The organism is Stenotrophomonas maltophilia group sp. msm1 (genome assembly GCF_032025805.1).
Classification (GTDB): domain Bacteria; phylum Pseudomonadota; class Gammaproteobacteria; order Xanthomonadales; family Xanthomonadaceae; genus Stenotrophomonas; species Stenotrophomonas hibiscicola.
Genome location: NZ_JAVSKH010000001.1, coordinates 1,646,190 through 1,662,043, shown reverse-complemented (window position 1 = coordinate 1,662,043; position 15,854 = coordinate 1,646,190). Strand labels below are relative to the sequence as shown.

13 protein-coding genes and 9 tRNA genes are annotated in these 15,854 nt (G+C 64.7%); 3 read left to right on the top strand and 19 right to left on the bottom strand.

Annotated features, from left to right (window positions below):
• The first annotated feature begins 25 nt into the window (after positions 1 to 25).
• Positions 26 to 730: a PP2C family serine/threonine-protein phosphatase gene (locus ROV95_RS07460; RefSeq protein ID WP_019659519.1), complete on the top strand. Its 705-nt coding sequence runs from the start codon at positions 26 to 28 to the stop codon at positions 728 to 730.
• Positions 731 to 840: 110 nt separating this feature from the next.
• Here the strand turns inward: ROV95_RS07460 and dnaQ are convergent, their stop codons facing one another.
• From dnaQ to ROV95_RS07445, 3 genes are read right to left on the bottom strand one after another with little or no spacing between them, the layout of a single operon-like run.
• Positions 841 to 1,572, bottom strand: coding sequence for a DNA polymerase III subunit epsilon (gene dnaQ, locus ROV95_RS07455; protein ID WP_019659520.1), 732 nt, complete (start codon positions 1,570 to 1,572; stop codon positions 841 to 843).
• 4 nt (positions 1,573 to 1,576) lie between these two features.
• Positions 1,577 to 2,029 carry a ribonuclease HI gene (gene rnhA / locus ROV95_RS07450; RefSeq protein ID WP_019659521.1) on the bottom strand — a complete coding sequence of 151 codons (453 nt, stop codon included), beginning with the start codon at positions 2,027 to 2,029 and terminating at the stop codon, positions 1,577 to 1,579.
• A 13-nt stretch (positions 2,030 to 2,042) separates the two neighbouring features.
• Complete coding sequence (locus ROV95_RS07445) at positions 2,043 to 2,687, bottom strand: hypothetical protein (RefSeq protein WP_019659522.1); 645 nt, start codon at positions 2,685 to 2,687, stop codon at positions 2,043 to 2,045.
• Between the two features lie 11 nt (positions 2,688 to 2,698).
• Between ROV95_RS07445 and gloB the strand changes: the two genes are divergently transcribed.
• Both gloB and ROV95_RS07435 read left to right on the top strand, forming a co-directional pair.
• Entirely contained in the window at positions 2,699 to 3,463 is a 765-nt protein-coding gene (gloB, locus tag ROV95_RS07440; protein WP_021204521.1) for a hydroxyacylglutathione hydrolase, read from the top strand.
• The gene (locus ROV95_RS07435; RefSeq protein WP_019659524.1) at positions 3,460 to 4,659 is read left to right on the top strand and encodes a lytic transglycosylase domain-containing protein; all 1,200 of its coding nucleotides are present in this window, start codon (positions 3,460 to 3,462) and stop codon (positions 4,657 to 4,659) included. Before gloB ends, ROV95_RS07435 begins: the two co-directional genes overlap by 4 nt.
• A gap of 206 nt (positions 4,660 to 4,865) precedes the next feature.
• On the opposite strand, the gene ROV95_RS07430 is transcribed toward ROV95_RS07435, so the two are convergent.
• From ROV95_RS07430 to ROV95_RS07355, 16 genes are all read right to left on the bottom strand, one after another.
• The gene (locus ROV95_RS07430) at positions 4,866 to 6,821 is read right to left on the bottom strand and encodes a peptidyl-prolyl cis-trans isomerase (RefSeq protein WP_021204523.1); all 1,956 of its coding nucleotides are present in this window, start codon (positions 6,819 to 6,821) and stop codon (positions 4,866 to 4,868) included.
• Positions 6,822 to 6,968: 147 nt separating this feature from the next.
• Positions 6,969 to 7,045, bottom strand: a tRNA-Asp gene (locus ROV95_RS07425).
• A gap of 105 nt (positions 7,046 to 7,150) precedes the next feature.
• Positions 7,151 to 7,227: transfer RNA gene (locus tag ROV95_RS07420), tRNA-Asp, on the bottom strand.
• 87 nt (positions 7,228 to 7,314) lie between these two features.
• Positions 7,315 to 7,391: transfer RNA gene (locus ROV95_RS07415), tRNA-Asp, on the bottom strand.
• Between the two features lie 83 nt (positions 7,392 to 7,474).
• Positions 7,475 to 7,551, bottom strand: a tRNA-Asp gene (locus tag ROV95_RS07410).
• A 25-nt stretch (positions 7,552 to 7,576) separates the two neighbouring features.
• Positions 7,577 to 7,651: transfer RNA gene (locus ROV95_RS07405), tRNA-Val, on the bottom strand.
• Between the two features lie 11 nt (positions 7,652 to 7,662).
• Positions 7,663 to 7,935, bottom strand: coding sequence for an HU family DNA-binding protein (locus tag ROV95_RS07400; RefSeq protein WP_005408270.1), 273 nt, complete (start codon positions 7,933 to 7,935; stop codon positions 7,663 to 7,665).
• A 217-nt stretch (positions 7,936 to 8,152) separates the two neighbouring features.
• Positions 8,153 to 10,603, bottom strand: a complete 2,451-nt coding sequence (lon, locus tag ROV95_RS07395; protein WP_021202276.1) for an endopeptidase La — start codon at positions 10,601 to 10,603, stop codon at positions 8,153 to 8,155.
• A gap of 143 nt (positions 10,604 to 10,746) precedes the next feature.
• Positions 10,747 to 12,036: an ATP-dependent Clp protease ATP-binding subunit ClpX gene (gene clpX, locus ROV95_RS07390; RefSeq protein WP_049466059.1), complete on the bottom strand. Its 1,290-nt coding sequence runs from the start codon at positions 12,034 to 12,036 to the stop codon at positions 10,747 to 10,749.
• A 126-nt stretch (positions 12,037 to 12,162) separates the two neighbouring features.
• Positions 12,163 to 12,789, bottom strand: coding sequence for an ATP-dependent Clp endopeptidase proteolytic subunit ClpP (gene clpP / locus ROV95_RS07385; RefSeq protein ID WP_019659528.1), 627 nt, complete (start codon positions 12,787 to 12,789; stop codon positions 12,163 to 12,165).
• 74 nt (positions 12,790 to 12,863) lie between these two features.
• A complete protein-coding gene (tig, locus tag ROV95_RS07380) occupies positions 12,864 to 14,159 on the bottom strand; it encodes a trigger factor (protein WP_019659529.1) in 1,296 nt (431 codons plus the stop codon).
• A 188-nt stretch (positions 14,160 to 14,347) separates the two neighbouring features.
• Positions 14,348 to 14,432, bottom strand: a tRNA-Leu gene (locus tag ROV95_RS07375).
• Positions 14,433 to 14,566: 134 nt separating this feature from the next.
• Entirely contained in the window at positions 14,567 to 14,935 is a 369-nt protein-coding gene (locus ROV95_RS07370; protein ID WP_019659530.1) for a hypothetical protein, read from the bottom strand.
• A gap of 247 nt (positions 14,936 to 15,182) precedes the next feature.
• Positions 15,183 to 15,258, bottom strand: a tRNA-Lys gene (locus tag ROV95_RS07365).
• 196 nt (positions 15,259 to 15,454) lie between these two features.
• Positions 15,455 to 15,530: transfer RNA gene (locus ROV95_RS07360), tRNA-Lys, on the bottom strand.
• A 79-nt stretch (positions 15,531 to 15,609) separates the two neighbouring features.
• Positions 15,610 to 15,686: transfer RNA gene (locus ROV95_RS07355), tRNA-His, on the bottom strand.
• Positions 15,687 to 15,854: the final 168 nt, after the last annotated feature.

Sequence of the window (15,854 nt, the reverse complement as noted above, 5' to 3'; positions counted from 1 at the left end):
CCAGCAACACCCTGCCCCAGCCCCCATGATCGAATTCGGACACCTCACCCACCCCGGCATGCGCCGCGAGCTCAACGAGGACACCTACTACGGTGACAGCGAGCTGGCCCTGTGGCTGGTGGCCGATGGCATGGGCGGGCACGCCTGCGGTGAAGTGGCCAGCGCGCTGGCACGCGAAACCATCGTGCGCGAGATACGCCGTGGCGCGCCATTGGCCCAGGCCATCCGCACCGCCGACGAAGAGATCATCCGCACCTCACGCCGTCGCAATGACAGCCTGCCGATGGGCACCACCGTGGTCGCCGCGCGCGTGCAGGGCAACCGCTATGAAGTGGCCTGGGTCGGCGACAGCCGCGCCTACCTGTGGCGCGATGGACAGCTGGCACAGCTCAGCCAGGACCACAGCGTGGTGCAGGAACTGGTCGCGCAGGGAAACCTGACCGCCGAACAGGCGCGTGCGCATCCGCATCGCAACGTGGTTACCCAGGCGCTGGGCGTAACCGATCCGGCACACCTGAACGTGGCCACCACCAGCGGTGAACTGCGCCCGGGAATGCAGCTGCTGCTGTGCAGTGACGGCCTGACCGAGGAGGTGGACGACCGCAGTATCGCCCGCACCCTCGCCTACGAAGATGCCAGCGCGCAGGAATGCGTGGACACGCTGGTCGCAGCCGCACTCGACGGCGGTGGCCGCGACAACATCAGCGTGATCCTGGTGCGCTGCCATTGACCGGTAGATCCACGCCACGCGTGGATGCGGTAATGCCGGCCGCTGGCCGGCTCACCGGGAAACCCCGTATCACGTAGATGCCGGCCAGCGGCCGGCACTACCTCGATGTATTACGCGCTGACGGGTTCTTCCACCTTCGGGCCATCCCACAGCGCGTGGCCGGCCTTCTTGCGCAACCGCTCCAGCCGCGCGGCATGCGCTTCCAGCTCCGACGGCGTGGCCACTACGCGCGGGCGCGGCAGCAGCTTGCTGGTATCGAAGGCCTGCAGCGCCGCACCGGCGCCACCGCCATCGTCATCCCCCAGGCCGAATCCGATCTCTTCCTGCCCCGACGTCAGCGCGATGTAGACGTCACCCAGGATCTGCGCATCGAGCAGGCCGCCATGCAGCGCACGGTGCGAATTGTCCACGCCCAGCCGCTTGCACAGCGCATCCAGCGAATTGCGCTGGCCCGGGAAGCGCTCGCGCGCCATCACCAGGGTATCGATCACCGTGCAGCGATCGGTGATCTTCCCGTACTGCGGGCCCAGCAACGACAGTTCGTTGTCGAGGAAGCCCAGGTCGAACGCCGCGTTGTGGATGATCAGCTCGGCGCCATCGATGAAGGCAAGGAATTCATCGGCGATCTGCGCGAAGTCCGGCTTGTCAGCCAGAAACTCCAGGGTCAGGCCGGTGACTTCCTGCGCGCCCTGTTCGAACTCGCAGTCCGGCTTGATGTACTGGTGGTAGTTGTTGCCGGTCGGGCGGCGCTTGAACAGCTCCACGCAGCCGATTTCGACGATGCGGTTGCCCTTCTTCCACTCCAGGCCGGTGGTTTCGGTATCGAGGATGATCTGACGCATGGGCTCAGTTTACCGGGCTGGCGTCGCGGATCTGGATGGCCGCGTTGCGGGCCAGGGTATCCACCCGCTCATTGTCCGGATCGCCGGAGTGGCCCTTCACCCAGCGCCAGTCGATCTGGTGCCGCAGCGTGGCCGCATGCAGGCGCTCCCACAGCTCGCGGTTCTTCACCGGCTCACCGCCGGCGGTCTTCCAGTTCTTGCGGATCCAGCCCGGCATCCACTGGGTCAGCCCCTGCCGCACGTACTGCGAATCGGTGTAGAGCACGATGTTGCACGGCTCGGTCAGCGTCTCCAACCCGGAAATGGCGGCCATCAGCTCCATCCGGTTGTTGGTGGTGTGCGCTTCGCCGCCGCTCAGTTCACGCTCATGGCCCTTGTAGCGCAGCAGTGCAGCCCAGCCGCCGGGGCCGGGATTGCCAAGGCAGGAACCGTCGGTGTGGATTTCGATGGTTTTCAATACAACTCCAGAATCAGGTGGCTACGGTGCCGTGCCAGCGCACCGGCAGCGGTGTCGGCCCGGGCAGGGCCAGCGTGCGCTTTTCAGCATGGAACAGGCAGGCCGCGCGCAGTGGCGCCCACCCGCCCGGGCGACGGCTGCCGGCACCGCGCCAGAGGGGGCCGATGTAACGCATATCGTCGCACTCCAGCCCGTGGCGGCCGAGCAGCAGGCGAATCCGCTGCGGCGTGCGCACCACCAGTCCGTGCTGGCGCCAATGTGTACGGTAGGGGCTGAACGGGTTGAGGCTGCTCAGCCACAGGTGGCCGCCCGGCATCAGCACGCGCTCGCACTCATCCAGCAGCTGGTCGGCATCGCCGGTGGTCACATGCTGCAGCACGATCGCGTTGACACTCTCGTTGGCCAGCGGCAGCGGCAGTGCGCAGCGGGTATCACCGGCATAGCCCTGCCCCTGCCGGAACAGGCGCAGGCCACGCCCGCCGAGCTGCGCATCATCAAGCCAGCACGCGCTTGGCGCGATCCACAACCAGGGTTGTGCCGGCAGCACTGACAGCTGCGGCAGCAGTAATTGCCGCTCCAGCACGCGCAGGGATTCCGCCGGTTCACTGTCGAACCACGGGGTCTGGCTCGCTTGACGGGTGCTCTGCAGCGCGGGCATGGTCCAATTCTATGCGACTGACTGCCCTGCCCGCATTTGCGGACAACTACATCTGGACGTTGATCGACGACGATGGCGCCGCCGTGGTCATCGATCCCGGCGATGCCGCGCCGGTGCTTGCGGTGGCCGATCAGGGCCTGCGCGTGGACACGATCCTGCTCACCCATCATCACGATGACCACATCGGTGGCGTGCCCGCGCTGCAGGCGCGTTTTCCCGGCGTCCGGGTGATCGCGCCGGTCGAGGAGCGCATTCCCACTGCGACCCACCGCGTCGGTGAAGGTGAACGCGTTCAGGCACTGGGCCGGACGTTCCACGTACTATCCGTGCCCGGACATACCCGCAGCCACATCGCGTTTCACACTGCTGAACATCTTTTCAGCGGAGATTCGTTGTTCAGCCTGGGCTGTGGACGCCTGTTCGAAGGTACGCCGTCCCAGCTGCTGGCGTCGATGCGCAAGCTGGGTGCCCTGCCCGCGCAACTGCTGCTTTGTTGCGCTCATGAGTACACCGTGTCAAATGCCGTCTTCGCGCGGCATGTCGACCCCGCCAACGCTGCCCTGTGGCAGCGCCAAGAGGAGGCTTTGGCCATGCGCCGCGATGACCGTTCCACCCTGCCGGTAACCCTGGCCAGCGAATTCGACTGCAATCCCTTCCTGCGTGTGCACGCGGCGCCGATCCGTGCGTCGGTGGCGGCGCACCTGGGCCGTGACGTCGTGGACGACGTCGACGTGATGGCCGGTCTCCGGCACTGGAAAGACGGCTTCCGCGCATGATGCGCCGAAGTCTGCCGCTGGCCCTGGGCCTTGCGCTGGGGCTGGCAGGAACCGCGGGCGCGCAGTCGCTGGGCGCAGGCATCAGCCAGAACCTGACCGCTGCCGCTGCGCTGCCGCTGGATCCATCGGCGCTGCCGGCCGCTTCGGTACGCAACGGCCAGGAGATCTTCACAAGCTTCCGCGACGGCCTGGCCGAGCCCAGCTGCGATGCCGAGGCCACCAGCCCGCGCTGGCAGAAGCAGTTCGCCCATGCTCCCTCACGCCTGGCCAACCAGGATGACGATGCGCTGGTGCTGTTCGGCTACGTGGTCGAAGAGCTGCGCAAGGCCAACCTGCCCACCGAATTCGCACTGATTCCGTTCGTGGAAAGTGGCTATCGGCCCAATGCCCGCAATGGCAGCGGTCCGACGGGCCTGTGGCAGTTCATCGCCACCACCGCGCGCAACCATCGGGTGCCCATGTCCAACGGCTACGACGGCCGCCTGTCGGCGGTCGATTCCACCCAGGCCGCGGTACGTTACCTGAAGACCCTGCACGGCATGTTCGGCGGCGACTGGCGCCTGGCCACCATGGCCTACAACGCCGGCGAGTACCGGGTCCTGCAGTCCATGCGCAAGGCCGGCATGAACGCGCAGAACGCCAAGCCATCGGCGCTGCCCGGCCTGTCACCGGTCACCCATGCCTATGTCGAGAAGCTGCATGCCCTGGCCTGCGTGCTGGAGGACGTGGAAGACCAGCCCGGCGTGATGGCCTCGCTGGACCGCACCGTGCCGGTGCTGAAGGACCACACCCTGCCGGCCGGCACCAGCATCCAGCAGTGGGCCGCACAACGCGCCCTGGACCCTGCCAGGATCGCCCGCCTCAACCCGGCCCTGGCCGCCGGCAACCGTGCCTCGGGAACCACCCGGGTGCTGGCCCCGGTCTCGGCCGCCAATGCGACGGTGACGGAAACCGCGACCACGCTGGTGGCCAGCACCGCACCGGCTGCCACGACCACACCGACGCCGCAGGCGGCCAAGACCGTCGCCGCGATTGCCGATCGCCCGCGCAGCCGCCGCCACACCGTGCGCGATGGCGAGTCGGCATGGACCATCGCCCGTCGCTATGGCATGCCGGTGAAGGCGCTGCTGTCACTGAACGGCCTGAGTGGCAGCAGCGTGCTGAAGCCGGGCGCGGTGCTGCGCGTCGAGGACTGACGCGCCAGCCAGGCCCTCCTGTAGAGCCGAGCCCATGCTCGGCTTTTTCATGCCTGCGCGCAGCAGATGCAGTCGAGCACGGCTCGACTCTACAAAAGGAGTCGAGCAAGCTCGACCACTGCCAAAGCGCAAGCGCGACACAAACGACGCGAAGACAAAAAAGGCCCGGCAATGCCGGGCCTTCTTCGATCTGCTCGCCGCGAGGCTTACAGGTTCGCTTCGGTGGTCTGGATCATGAACTTCTTGCGCATCGCATCCACGTAGGCCTTGGCTGCGGCCATGCCATCGATCTGGCTCAGCTGCTCCTTGAGCTGCTTCTGCTGCTCGGCGGTCACTTCCTTGATGTCGCCCGGGTTGACCTTGTTCACTGCAAACAGCAGCGCGTGACCGTTGACGTCGACTTTGCCGTAGCTCGGCTTGCCTTCGGCCGGCACAGGCGCGCTGAAGATGGCGCGGTTGATTTCCGGGGTCGGCACCGGCTGGCTGCGCGGCAGGCCCGGCATCGGGCTCAGCTGCAGCTTCTCGCTTGCGGCCAGCGACTGCAGGGTGGCGCCCGCCTTCAGCTTGGCCAGCACAGCGTCGGCGGCCTTGTCGCTGGCCTGGCGCTGGCGGTCAGCGCGGATCGCGGCGATCACCTGCTCGCGGGCCTTGTCCAGCGGCAGGGCCTGTTCCGGGGTATGGGCGGCCACTCGGATGACCACACTGTGGTTGGTCGCGCCGCCAAGCGCAATCGGGTCGCTGGCAGTGCCGTCCTGCACCAGCACTTCAGAGAAGGCGGCACGCAGCACGGCCGGGTCAGCGGCGATGCCACTGGCGGTTGCGCGGGTGATCGGCCCCAGGGTCTGCAGCGGCAGGTTGACTTCCTTGGCCGCAGCGGCCAGATCGCTCGGGCTCTTGTTGATGGCATCCACCAGACGACCGGCCAGCTCGTTGAAGCCGCGTTCGCCGTCGGCCTTCAGCTGCTCGGCGGCCAGCGTGTCACGTACTTCCTCGAACGACTTGCCTTCGCCGCCACGCACCGCGGCGACCTTGATGATGTGGTAGCCGAAGTCGGTCTTGACCGGGCCGATCACGTCACCGGCCTTGGCAGCGAACAGTGCGTCTTCGAACGGCTTGACCATCGCACCGCGCTCGACCCAGCCCAGGTCACCGCCCTGGTCCTTGGAGCCCGGATCTTCCGAATTGGCCTTGGCCAGCGCAGCGAAGTCGGCACCGGCCGCCTTGGCTTCGGCAGCGATCTTGTTCGCCTTGGCTTCGGCGCCGTCACCGGTGATCAGGATGTGCGAGGCCTGGCGCTGCTCCGGCGAGGTGAACTTCGCCTTTTCTTCTTCATAGCGCTTGCGCAGGGTCGCTTCATCGGCCGGAGTCGGTGCCGGCAGGTTCGCACCGTTGATCTCGACGTATTCCAGCGAGACGCTCTCGGCCTGGCGGAAATCCTTGCCGTGGCTGTCGTACCACTGCTTGATCTGCGCGTCAGTCACCGGCGCGGTGTCAGCCGGTACTTCCGGCAGCGCGGCCAGTTCGACGTCGCGGGTTTCACCCAGCAGCTTCAGCAGGCGCTCGGTTTCGGCCTGGGTGACAAAGCCCGAATTCTGCAGGCCCGACGGGATCACCGACTGCTGCAGGCTCTCGCGCACCAGTTCCTGGAACTGGGTCGGGGTACGCGGCGGATTGCCACCGGCCAGGGCCAGGCGATAGTTGTTTTCGTTGAACTTGCCGTTCGAATCGAGGAAGGCCGGGATGGTGGCGATGTACTCGCGCACCGCACCATCGCCAATGACAACGCCGGCTTGTTCACCGACCAGGCGCACGACCTGCTCATCGATCAGCTGGTCGAGCACGGCCAGCTTGTTTTCGGTGCTCTCGAAAGCGCGCGGGTCGAAGTTCTCGCCCTGCTGCTGGCGCTCACGCATGCGCTCCTGCTCGAAACGGGTGCGGAAATCCTGCGCGCTGATCTCATGGTGCTGCCACAGCATGCGCACCGGCCACCACGACGGTGCCGAACGCCACCAGGTCGGCGGGGCGGAAACCTTGGCCACGTTCTGAGCGCCAACGCCACCGAGGTAACTGTTGTCGATCACGAACAGGAACGGAATCATCAGCAGCCCCAGGATCACGGTGACGATCCAGCCTGAGGTCTTGTCGCGGAGTTTCTGCAGCATGGTGAGGAATCACAAGGCCTGATTGGCGAGCCCGGCAGTGTAACCCGCTTCGCCGCAGGGACCAAAAGCAGCGGCGGCGCGGCCTGCGCATCACTTTGCGACGGGCTAAAGAAAAAACCCCCGGCTTGCGCCGAGGGCTTTTAGAGTTGGCGGAGCGGACGGGACTCGAACCCGCGACCTCCGGCGTGACAGGCCAGCATTCTAACCAGCTGAACTACCGCTCCGCGCTGAAACTTTGCAGGCGCCCAGTATATCCAAAGACTCCCTGGAAACCCAGCCCGATGAACACTTTTTTCAAAGTTTTTTCACAGGGATTTAAGACTCTGCAATGGCGGAGCGGACGGGACTCGAACCCGCGACCTCCGGCGTGACAGGCCAGCATTCTAACCAGCTGAACTACCGCTCCGTTCTTGCAAGAACCTATTCGCCTTCTTCCCGAACCTTCCGGGGAGAAGACAAGGCCCCCAGCTTTAGGCCGGGGGCCTTGATGTAGTGGCGGAGCGGACGGGACTCGAACCCGCGACCTCCGGCGTGACAGGCCAGCATTCTAACCAGCTGAACTACCGCTCCGCATTGTTGCTTTTTTGTTTTCCCATCGGCCTGGACCTGGGAGAAAACAAAGCCTCCAGCTTTTGGCCGGAGGCCTCGTTGAATGGCGGAGCGGACGGGACTCGAACCCGCGACCTCCGGCGTGACAGGCCAGCATTCTAACCAGCTGAACTACCGCTCCACACTCAAACGTTACCGCGGTGCTGTGGTGGGTGCTGAGGGTTTCGAACCCCCGACCCTCTCCGTGTAAAGGAGACGCTCTACCGCTGAGCTAAGCACCCCAGCGAGCCGCTTAGTTTACAGCATCCTTCAGAGCCTTGCCAGCCTTGAACGACGGATTCTTCGAAGCAGCGATCTTGATGGTGTCGCCGGTCTTCGGGTTGCGGCCGGTGCGGGCAGCACGGTCGCGGACCTGGAAGGTACCGAAGCCAACCAGGGTGACCGCATCGCCGTCCTTCAGCGCCTTGGTGATGGCAGCAACGACGGCATCGACAGCGCGGCTGGACTCGGCCTTGGTCAGGTCCGCAGCTTCAGCAACGGCATCGATCAATTCGGTCTTGTTCATTCTCTACAACTCCTTTGGCGGTGGGTTCCGCTTATTCGACAGGGAAGCAACCGCACGCCTTCTGCATGCGGCCGCCATGTGGAAACGGTTCGCCGATTCAGTCATCGCTGACAGCGATCACTCATTCGCGAGTGCTGCTTTTATACCAGTGGCCCTACCCCCACGCAAGCTGGAAAGCCAGCAACGACGCGGGTTTCGGGCCATTGGACGGTGCGCGTCAATGCTTGACGCGCGCACTTCCACTCGGTTTGGCCTTGCTGCGCACCGTGACACGCTGCGCACTCTTGCGTGCCTTCTTCGGTGCCAACGGGCGCTCCAACGCCAGGTCCAGCACTTCCTCTATGTACTTCACCGGCACGATCTGCAGATCGCGGGTAACGTTTGCCGGAATGTCTGCAAGGTCCTTGCGGTTCTCTTCCGGAATGATGACCGTGCGGATGCCGCCCCGCAATGCGGCCAGCAGCTTTTCCTTCAAGCCGCCGATGGCGGTGACACGGCCACGCAGGGTGATCTCACCGGTCATCGCCACGTCGGCACGCACCGGCACCTTGGTCAGCATCGATACCAGCGAGGTGACCATCGCCGCGCCGGCACTCGGGCCGTCCTTCGGCGTAGCGCCATCGGGCACGTGCAGGTGCACGTCGTGCTTCTGCAGGAAGTCGCTGTCGATGCCGAAGCCCACGGCGCGCGAACGCACCACCGACAGCGCGGCCGACGCCGATTCCTTCATTACGTTGCCGAGCTGGCCGGTCAGGATCAGCTGGCCCTTGCCCGGCACCAGTGTCGATTCGATCTGCAGCAGATCGCCACCGACCTCGGTCCAGGCCAGGCCGGTGACCAGGCCGATCTCGTTCTCTTCCTCGGCACGGCCGAAGTCGAAGCGACGCACGCCCAGGTACTTGTCCAGGTTCTTGCTGGACACATTGACCAGCGCCTTGGGCTTCTTCGCGCCCTTCTTCGCCTTCACCGGCTGCGGGCCGGCCAGCGCGATCTCCTTCACCACCTTGCGGCAGATCTTGGCGATCTCGCGTTCCAGGTTGCGCACGCCCGATTCGCGCGTGTAGTAGCGCACGATGTCCTGGATGGCGTCACTGCCGATCTCCAGTTCTTCCGGCTGCAGGCCGTTGGCCTTGACCTGCTTGGGCACCAGGTAACGGGTGGCGATGTTGAGCTTCTCGTCCTCGGTGTAGCCGGGGATGCGGATCACTTCCATGCGGTCCAGCAGCGGGCCGGGAATGTTGAGCGAGTTCGAGGTGGCCACGAACATCACTTCGGACAGGTCCAGGTCCACTTCCAGGTAGTGGTCGTTGAACGCGTTGTTCTGCTCCGGGTCGAGCACCTCCAGCAGCGCCGACGACGGATCGCCACGGAAGTCCATCGACATCTTGTCGATCTCGTCCAGCACGAACAGCGGGTTCTTGCTGCCAACCTTGTTGAGGTTCTGCACGATGCGGCCGGGCATCGAACCGACGTAGGTACGGCGGTGGCCACGGATCTCGGCCTCGTCACGCACGCCGCCCAGCGACATGCGCACGAACTTGCGGTTGGTGGCCTTGGCGATGGACTGGCCCAGCGAGGTCTTGCCCACGCCCGGCGGCCCGACCAGGCACAGGATGGGGCCCTTCATCTGCTTCACGCGCGACTGCACCGCCAGGTATTCAAGGATGCGCTCCTTGACCTTCTCCAGGCCGTAGTGATCGGCATCGAGGGTGTCCTGCGCCACCTTCAGGTCCTTGCGCACCTTGCTGCGCTTCTTCCACGGCACGCCCAGCAGCCACTCCAGGTAGTTGCGCACGACGGCGGCTTCAGCCGACATCGGCGACATCTGCTTGAGCTTGTTCAGTTCATTGCGCGCCTTCGCTTCAACCGCCTTCGGCATGCCGGCCTCGGCAATCTTGCGGGCCAGTTCTTCCAGCTCGCCCGGCGCGTCGTCCAGGTCACCCAGTTCCTTCTGGATGGCCTTCATCTGTTCGTTAAGGTAGTACTCGCGCTGGCTCTTCTCCATCTGCGACTTCACGCGGCCGCGGATGCGCTTCTCCATCTGCTGCACGTCGATCTCGCCGTCGACCAGGCCGACCAGCATCTCCAGGCGGTCACCGACGGCCAGCGTTTCCAGCAGGCGCTGCTTGTCGGCCAGGCGCACGCTGATGTGCGCAGCGATGGTGTCGGCCAGGCGCGCCGGCTCATCGATGCCCGACAGCGTCTGCAGCAGCTCCGGCGGCAGCTTGCGGTTGGTCTTCACGTACTGCTCGAACAGCGACATCAGCGAGCGGGCGATGGCCTCGACCTCGCGCGCTTCGCGCTCGTCGGTGGCCTCGATCTCCACCGCCTGGCCGTGCAGCGAGCCGTTGCGCTCGTCGACGTGGGTGACCTGCACGCGCGACAGGCCTTCGACCAGCACCTTGATGGTGCCGTCGGGCAGCTTCAGCAGTTGCAGCACCTGCGCCAGCGTGCCGACCTGGTAGAGGTCGGCCGCATGCGGGTCGTCGGTTTCGGCCGACTTCTGCGCCAGCAGCAGGATGCGCTTGTCCGCCTCCATTGCCTGTTCGAGCGCGTGCATGGACTTGTCACGGCCGACGAACAGCGGGATGACCATGTGCGGGAACACCACTACGTCGCGCAGCGGCAGGACCGGCAGGTCGAGGGTTTCACTTGGGGAACGGGCCATGGGGGCTCCAGGGAAGGGGGAAAACCGCCTCCGGGAGGGCATCTTCCGGAGACAAAAAAAGCCGATGGCCCCGTTATGGGGCCATCGGCTTTCAGATGCAAGGCATTCCTTTAAAATCCTTTCCAATCAACAACCTGGAAGGATCACTCGGCGCCTGCGGCCTTCTGTTCAGGGGCCGCCGGGGTCTGGTAGATCAGGTACGGCTCGGACTTGTGCTCGATCACCGATTCGTCCACCACCACCTTGCTGACGTTCTCCTGCGACGGCAGGTCATACATGGTGTCCAGCAGGACCGATTCGACGATGGTGCGCAGGCCACGGGCGCCGGTCTTGCGCTTGAGCGCCTTCCTGGCGATGGCCGACAACGCGTCCGGACGGAACTCCAGCTCGACATTCTCCATCTCGAACAGCTTCTTGAACTGCTTGGTGATGGCGTTCTTCGGCTCGGTCAGGATCTTGATCAGGGCCGGCTCGTCCAGCTCCTCCAGGGTCGCGACCACCGGCAGGCGGCCGACGAACTCGGGAATCAGGCCGAACTTGATCAGGTCTTCCGGCTCGACCTCAGCCAGCACCTTGCCCACTTCCTGCTTGCGCTCGCTGCTCTTCACCTTGGCACCGAAGCCGATGCTGCCGATGTCGGTGGAACGGGCCTGGATGACCTTGTCCAGCCCGGCGAACGCGCCGCCGCAGATGAACAGGATGTTCTTGGTGTCCACCTGCAGGAATTCCTGCTGCGGATGCTTGCGGCCGCCCTGCGGCGGGACGCTGGCCACGGTGCCTTCGATCAGCTTCAGCAGGGCCTGCTGCACGCCTTCGCCGGATACATCGCGGGTGATCGACGGGTTCTCGCTCTTGCGCGAGATCTTGTCGATTTCATCGATGTAGACGATGCCCTGCTGCGCCTTCTCGACATCGTAGTCGCACTTCTGCAGCAGCTTCTGGATGATGTTCTCCACATCCTCGCCCACGTAACCGGCTTCGGTCAGCGTGGTGGCGTCGGCCATGGTGAACGGCACGTTGAGCAGGCGGGCCAGGGTTTCGGCCAGCAGCGTCTTGCCCGAACCGGTCGGGCCGACCAGCAGGATGTTCGACTTCGCCAGTTCGACGTCGTCGTTCTTCTGCCGGCTCTCGATGCGCTTGTAGTGGTTGTAGACGGCCACGGCCAGGGTGCGCTTGGCGCGGTTCTGGCCGATCACGTACTGGTCGAGGACCTCGAGGATCTCGCGCGGCTTGGGCAGCGAACTGCGTGCCGACTGCGCCTTCTCCTCAAGCTCCTCACGGATGATGTCGTTGCACAGCTCCACGCACTCATCGCAGATGAATACGCTCGGACCCGCAATCAGCTTGCGCACTTCATGCTGGCTCTTGCCGCAGAAAGAGCAGTAGAGGATCTTGCCGGTGTCCGTGGAACGACCTTGGCGGTCTTCGCTCATGCTTCGCTTACCCAGTTACCCCACCCGCTGAACGGGGGTTCGATTCGAGAATAGCACAGGGCCGAGGGGACACCAGTCCCGCCCGACCCTGCAGGAACGGGGCCTCCATGGCCCCGTGAAGGCCGGTCAACCGGCCTGGATCGACTCATCCGGACGACGCTCCAGGACCTGGTCGACCAGACCGTAGGCCTGCGCCTCGAAGGCGCTCTTGAAGTTGTCGCGCTCGGTGTCGCGGGCGATCGTCTCCAGCGACTGGCCGGTGTGCTTGGCCAGGATCTCGTTCAGGCGCGAACGCAGGGTCAGGATCTCTCGCGCATGGATGTCGATGTCGGTGGCCTGCCCCTGGTAGCCACCCAGCGGCTGGTGGATCATCACGCGCGAGTTCGGCAGCGCGTAGCGCTTGCCGGCTTCGCCCGCGGCCAGCAGCAGGGCGCCCATGGAGGCGGCCTGGCCGATGCAGGTGGTGCTCACATTCGGCTTGATGTACTGCATGGTGTCGTAGATCGCCATGCCGGCGGTGACCACGCCACCCGGCGAGTTGATGTAGATGTTGATGTCCTTTTCCGGGTTTTCCGATTCCAGGAACAGCAACTGCGCCACCACCACGTTGGCCATGTGATCGTCGATCGGGCCCACGAGGAAGATCAGGCGCTCCTTCAACAGGCGCGAATAGATGTCGTAGGCACGCTCGCCGCGGCTGGTCTGCTCGACCACCATCGGAACCAGGTTCAGGGCTTTGGTTCGGTTGTCCATTACGTGAGGTACCTATCTTGGGGGGCAACAACCCCGCGCCGGCAAAGGCGCGGGGCATCCGGTGATCCGCCGGCTTACTGGCGGATCGCGTCCTGGAACGAGAGCTTCTCTTCGGTGTGCTGGGCACGCTCGGCGATCCAGTCGATCACCTGCTCTTCCATCACACGGTTCTGCAGGCCAGACATCAGCTGGGGGTCGTTGCGGTACATCTCAATGACCTGCTCCGGCTCTTCGTAGGTCGAAGCGATCAGACGCATCGTTTCGTTCAGGCGCTTGGCTTCCAGGCGCAGGTCGTTGATGCGGGCCACTTCACCGACCAGCAGGCCGACCAGCACGCGCTTGGCGGCAGCGTCCTTGAAGCCTTCGTGGGCATCGGCCGGGATCTCGCCGACGTTCTGGCCGTTGCGGCGCAGCTGCTCGACCTGCTGGGCCAGCATGGCGCGGGCTTCGTTCTCGACCAGGCGCGGCGGCATTTCGACCGACGAGTAGGCCGCGATCAGCTGCTCGCCGACTTCACGGCGCAGGCGGTTCATCAGCGCGCCCTTCAGCTCACGCTCCAGGTTGGCGCGGATGTCGCTGCGGAACTGCGCGACGTCGCCACCCTTCACGCCGAAGCTCTTGATGAAGGCTTCGTCGACCGCCGGCACGACCGGCTCGGACACTTCGGCAACCTTGACGGTGACCTGCACGGTCTTGCCGGCCAGCACCGGCACGCGCCAATCAGCCGGGAACTCGACGTCCAGGGTCTTCTCTTCGCCCTTGGCCAGGCCGACCAGGCCCTTTTCGATGGTGTCGAACATCATGCCCTGGCCGAGAACGATCGAGCCCTTCTCGGTACCCTCGGCCGGCAGGCGCTCTTCGCCGGCCTGCGACCAGGTTTCCACCGCGACCAGGTCGCCTTCCTGTGCACCACGGCTGACCGGGGCCCAGGTACGACGCTGGTTCTGCAGGTTCTCGATCATCTGGTCGATGTCGGCTTCGGTGATCTCGGCGGTGTGACGCACGACGGTCAGCTTGCTGACGTCGATGTCGCCGAAGTCCGGCACCACTTCCACGGTGGCCACGAAGGAGAATTCACCCTCGTCGCCCTTGTCGATGCGCGGGCTGCCGACGACGCGCAGGTCGTGCTCGCGCACGGCCGCGTCGAAGGTTTCGCGCAGCAGGCCGTCCAGCGCCTCGCCACGGACCTGCGCGCCGAAGCGCTGCTCGATCACCTTGGCCGGCACCTTGCCCGGACGGAACCCCTTGATGCGGGTGGTACGGGCGATTTCGCCCAAGCGGCCGGCGATGTGGCTCTGCAGACGCTCTTCCGGCAGCGAGAAGCTCAGGCGGCGTTCCAGGTTGCCGGTGGATTCGATCGAAGCTTGCATGTTGACTCCTGCCACCGGTGGCCCACGCCCCCGGCTCGATGATTGGGATGAAACGGTTGTAAGGACGCGACGTCTGGGACGCGCCTGCTTGCCGCAGCCCTTTAGTTTCGCCCAATTCGGCCTGCACTGCCAGCGCGTGCCGGTCAAGGGGCGCAGATGGCCCGATCAGGGCGGGGACAGGCCGGCACTGGTGCGAAAGGGGGGACTCGAACCCCCACGCCTTGCGGCACTGGAACCTAAATCCAGGGCGTCTACCAATTCCGCCACTTTCGCGTGGCCGGCTCAGGCGTTCATTGTCGCAGGCGATGGCAGGAATCGGAAGGCCTGCACAAAACTGAACATGGCGATCGCGCGGCGCGCGCGTTGGACCACCCCGGGGAGCGCAAGCTGATCCGGGGTGGCAGGGTTCACTGCTGCGGCCTGGCCTTGGCCGGCGCCGTATCGGACCCCGACTCGGCCGCAGGATCCACCTTGCGGATCTCCACGCCCCCGTCTTCGGTGCGCCGCAGTGCCGCCGACTCCGGCGTGGCCTTGCGCACGTCCACCGAACCATCCGCATTGCGCTGCACGTCCACCGCGTCGGGCAGGGCCTCCCCTTCCGCGGGCTGAGCCGGCTGCATCTGCATGGCCTCACCCACCGGGCGCGCCGGAGCGCTCTCGGTGCCAGCATCGCGTTCGACGGTCTGCGCGGGATCGTTGGCCGGCGTGCAGGCCGCCAGTGCCAGCAACGCGAAGGGAACCCACAGCGTGCGGTGCAATCGATTGATATCAGCCATCAACATCTTCCTTCTGCATGCGCCACTGGCGCGGAAGATCCATTGGGTGCGATACAGGACGCGACGCGGTGAGAAGCAGCGCACAGCATTGAAAACACTGATGACGCGTATGCCCCTGATTTCAGCATCGCTTCAGTAGATCCACGCCATTCATGGATGACGTGCGACCGGGCGTGCAGGCATCCGCACGCTCAACCCGGCGCGCAGACAAGAAAAAAGCCACTTGGCGAACCAAGTGGCTTTCGTCTGGTGGGCTGTCAAGGATTCGAACCTTGGACCTATTGATTAAGAGTCAACTGCTCTACCAACTGAGCTAACAGCCCGAAATCGGGGCGCGAATTATGACCCGATCCGCTCGGTGGGTGCAAGCACTTTTTTCAACGCCGTTGAAACCAGCACTGCGATCCCGCTGCCGTTGCAGATCCGCGCCGAGCGGGGCCTGCAACGCGTGATCCATCCAAATGAAGGAGTCACACTTATAAGAAAAAAGCCACCTGGCGCACCAGGTGGCTTCTGTCTTGGTGGGCCGTCAAGGATTCGAACCTTGGACCTATTGATTAAGAGTCAACTGCTCTACCAACTGAGCTAACGGCCCGTGAAACTCAGACGCACATTGTAGCGTGCATTCTTCTTATTGCAATACCGTTTCGGCTGCGCCGGCACGGTTGAAACAGTGGGGTGGCTGAGGGGATTCGAACCCCCGACCACCGGAATCACAATCCGGTACTCTAACCAACTGAGCTACAGCCACCACTGAAACGCTTGTTCCTGCCGATGCGGCTGGCGACGGAACTTGAAACCTTTGCCTGGAGACTGTCACCGAAGTTCCGGTCCGCCGAAGCGAGTCCGATATTCTGGTGGAGTCTTTACGCTTTTGCAAGCACTTCTTCACATCGGCCGATGCGATCCCGTTACTCGC

Bases quoted from the DNA above. Each gene is read 5' to 3' on its own strand.
- ROV95_RS07460 (WP_019659519.1), top strand. From the start codon at position 26: ATGATCGAATTCGGACACCTCACCCACCCCGGCATGCGCCGCGAGCTC.
- dnaQ (WP_019659520.1), bottom strand. From the start codon at position 1,572: ATGCGTCAGATCATCCTCGATACCGAAACCACCGGCCTGGAGTGGAAG.
- ROV95_RS07445 (WP_019659522.1), bottom strand. From the start codon at position 2,687: ATGCCCGCGCTGCAGAGCACCCGTCAAGCGAGCCAGACCCCGTGGTTC.
- gloB (WP_021204521.1), top strand. From the start codon at position 2,699: ATGCGACTGACTGCCCTGCCCGCATTTGCGGACAACTACATCTGGACG.
- ROV95_RS07435 (WP_019659524.1), top strand. From the start codon at position 3,460: ATGATGCGCCGAAGTCTGCCGCTGGCCCTGGGCCTTGCGCTGGGGCTG.
- ROV95_RS07430 (WP_021204523.1), bottom strand. From the start codon at position 6,821: ATGCTGCAGAAACTCCGCGACAAGACCTCAGGCTGGATCGTCACCGTG.
- ROV95_RS07400 (WP_005408270.1), bottom strand. From the start codon at position 7,935: ATGAACAAGACCGAATTGATCGATGCCGTTGCTGAAGCTGCGGACCTG.
- lon (WP_021202276.1), bottom strand. From the start codon at position 10,603: ATGGCCCGTTCCCCAAGTGAAACCCTCGACCTGCCGGTCCTGCCGCTG.
- clpX (WP_049466059.1), bottom strand. From the start codon at position 12,036: ATGAGCGAAGACCGCCAAGGTCGTTCCACGGACACCGGCAAGATCCTC.
- clpP (WP_019659528.1), bottom strand. From the start codon at position 12,789: ATGGACAACCGAACCAAAGCCCTGAACCTGGTTCCGATGGTGGTCGAG.
- tig (WP_019659529.1), bottom strand. From the start codon at position 14,159: ATGCAAGCTTCGATCGAATCCACCGGCAACCTGGAACGCCGCCTGAGC.
- ROV95_RS07370 (WP_019659530.1), bottom strand. From the start codon at position 14,935: ATGGCTGATATCAATCGATTGCACCGCACGCTGTGGGTTCCCTTCGCG.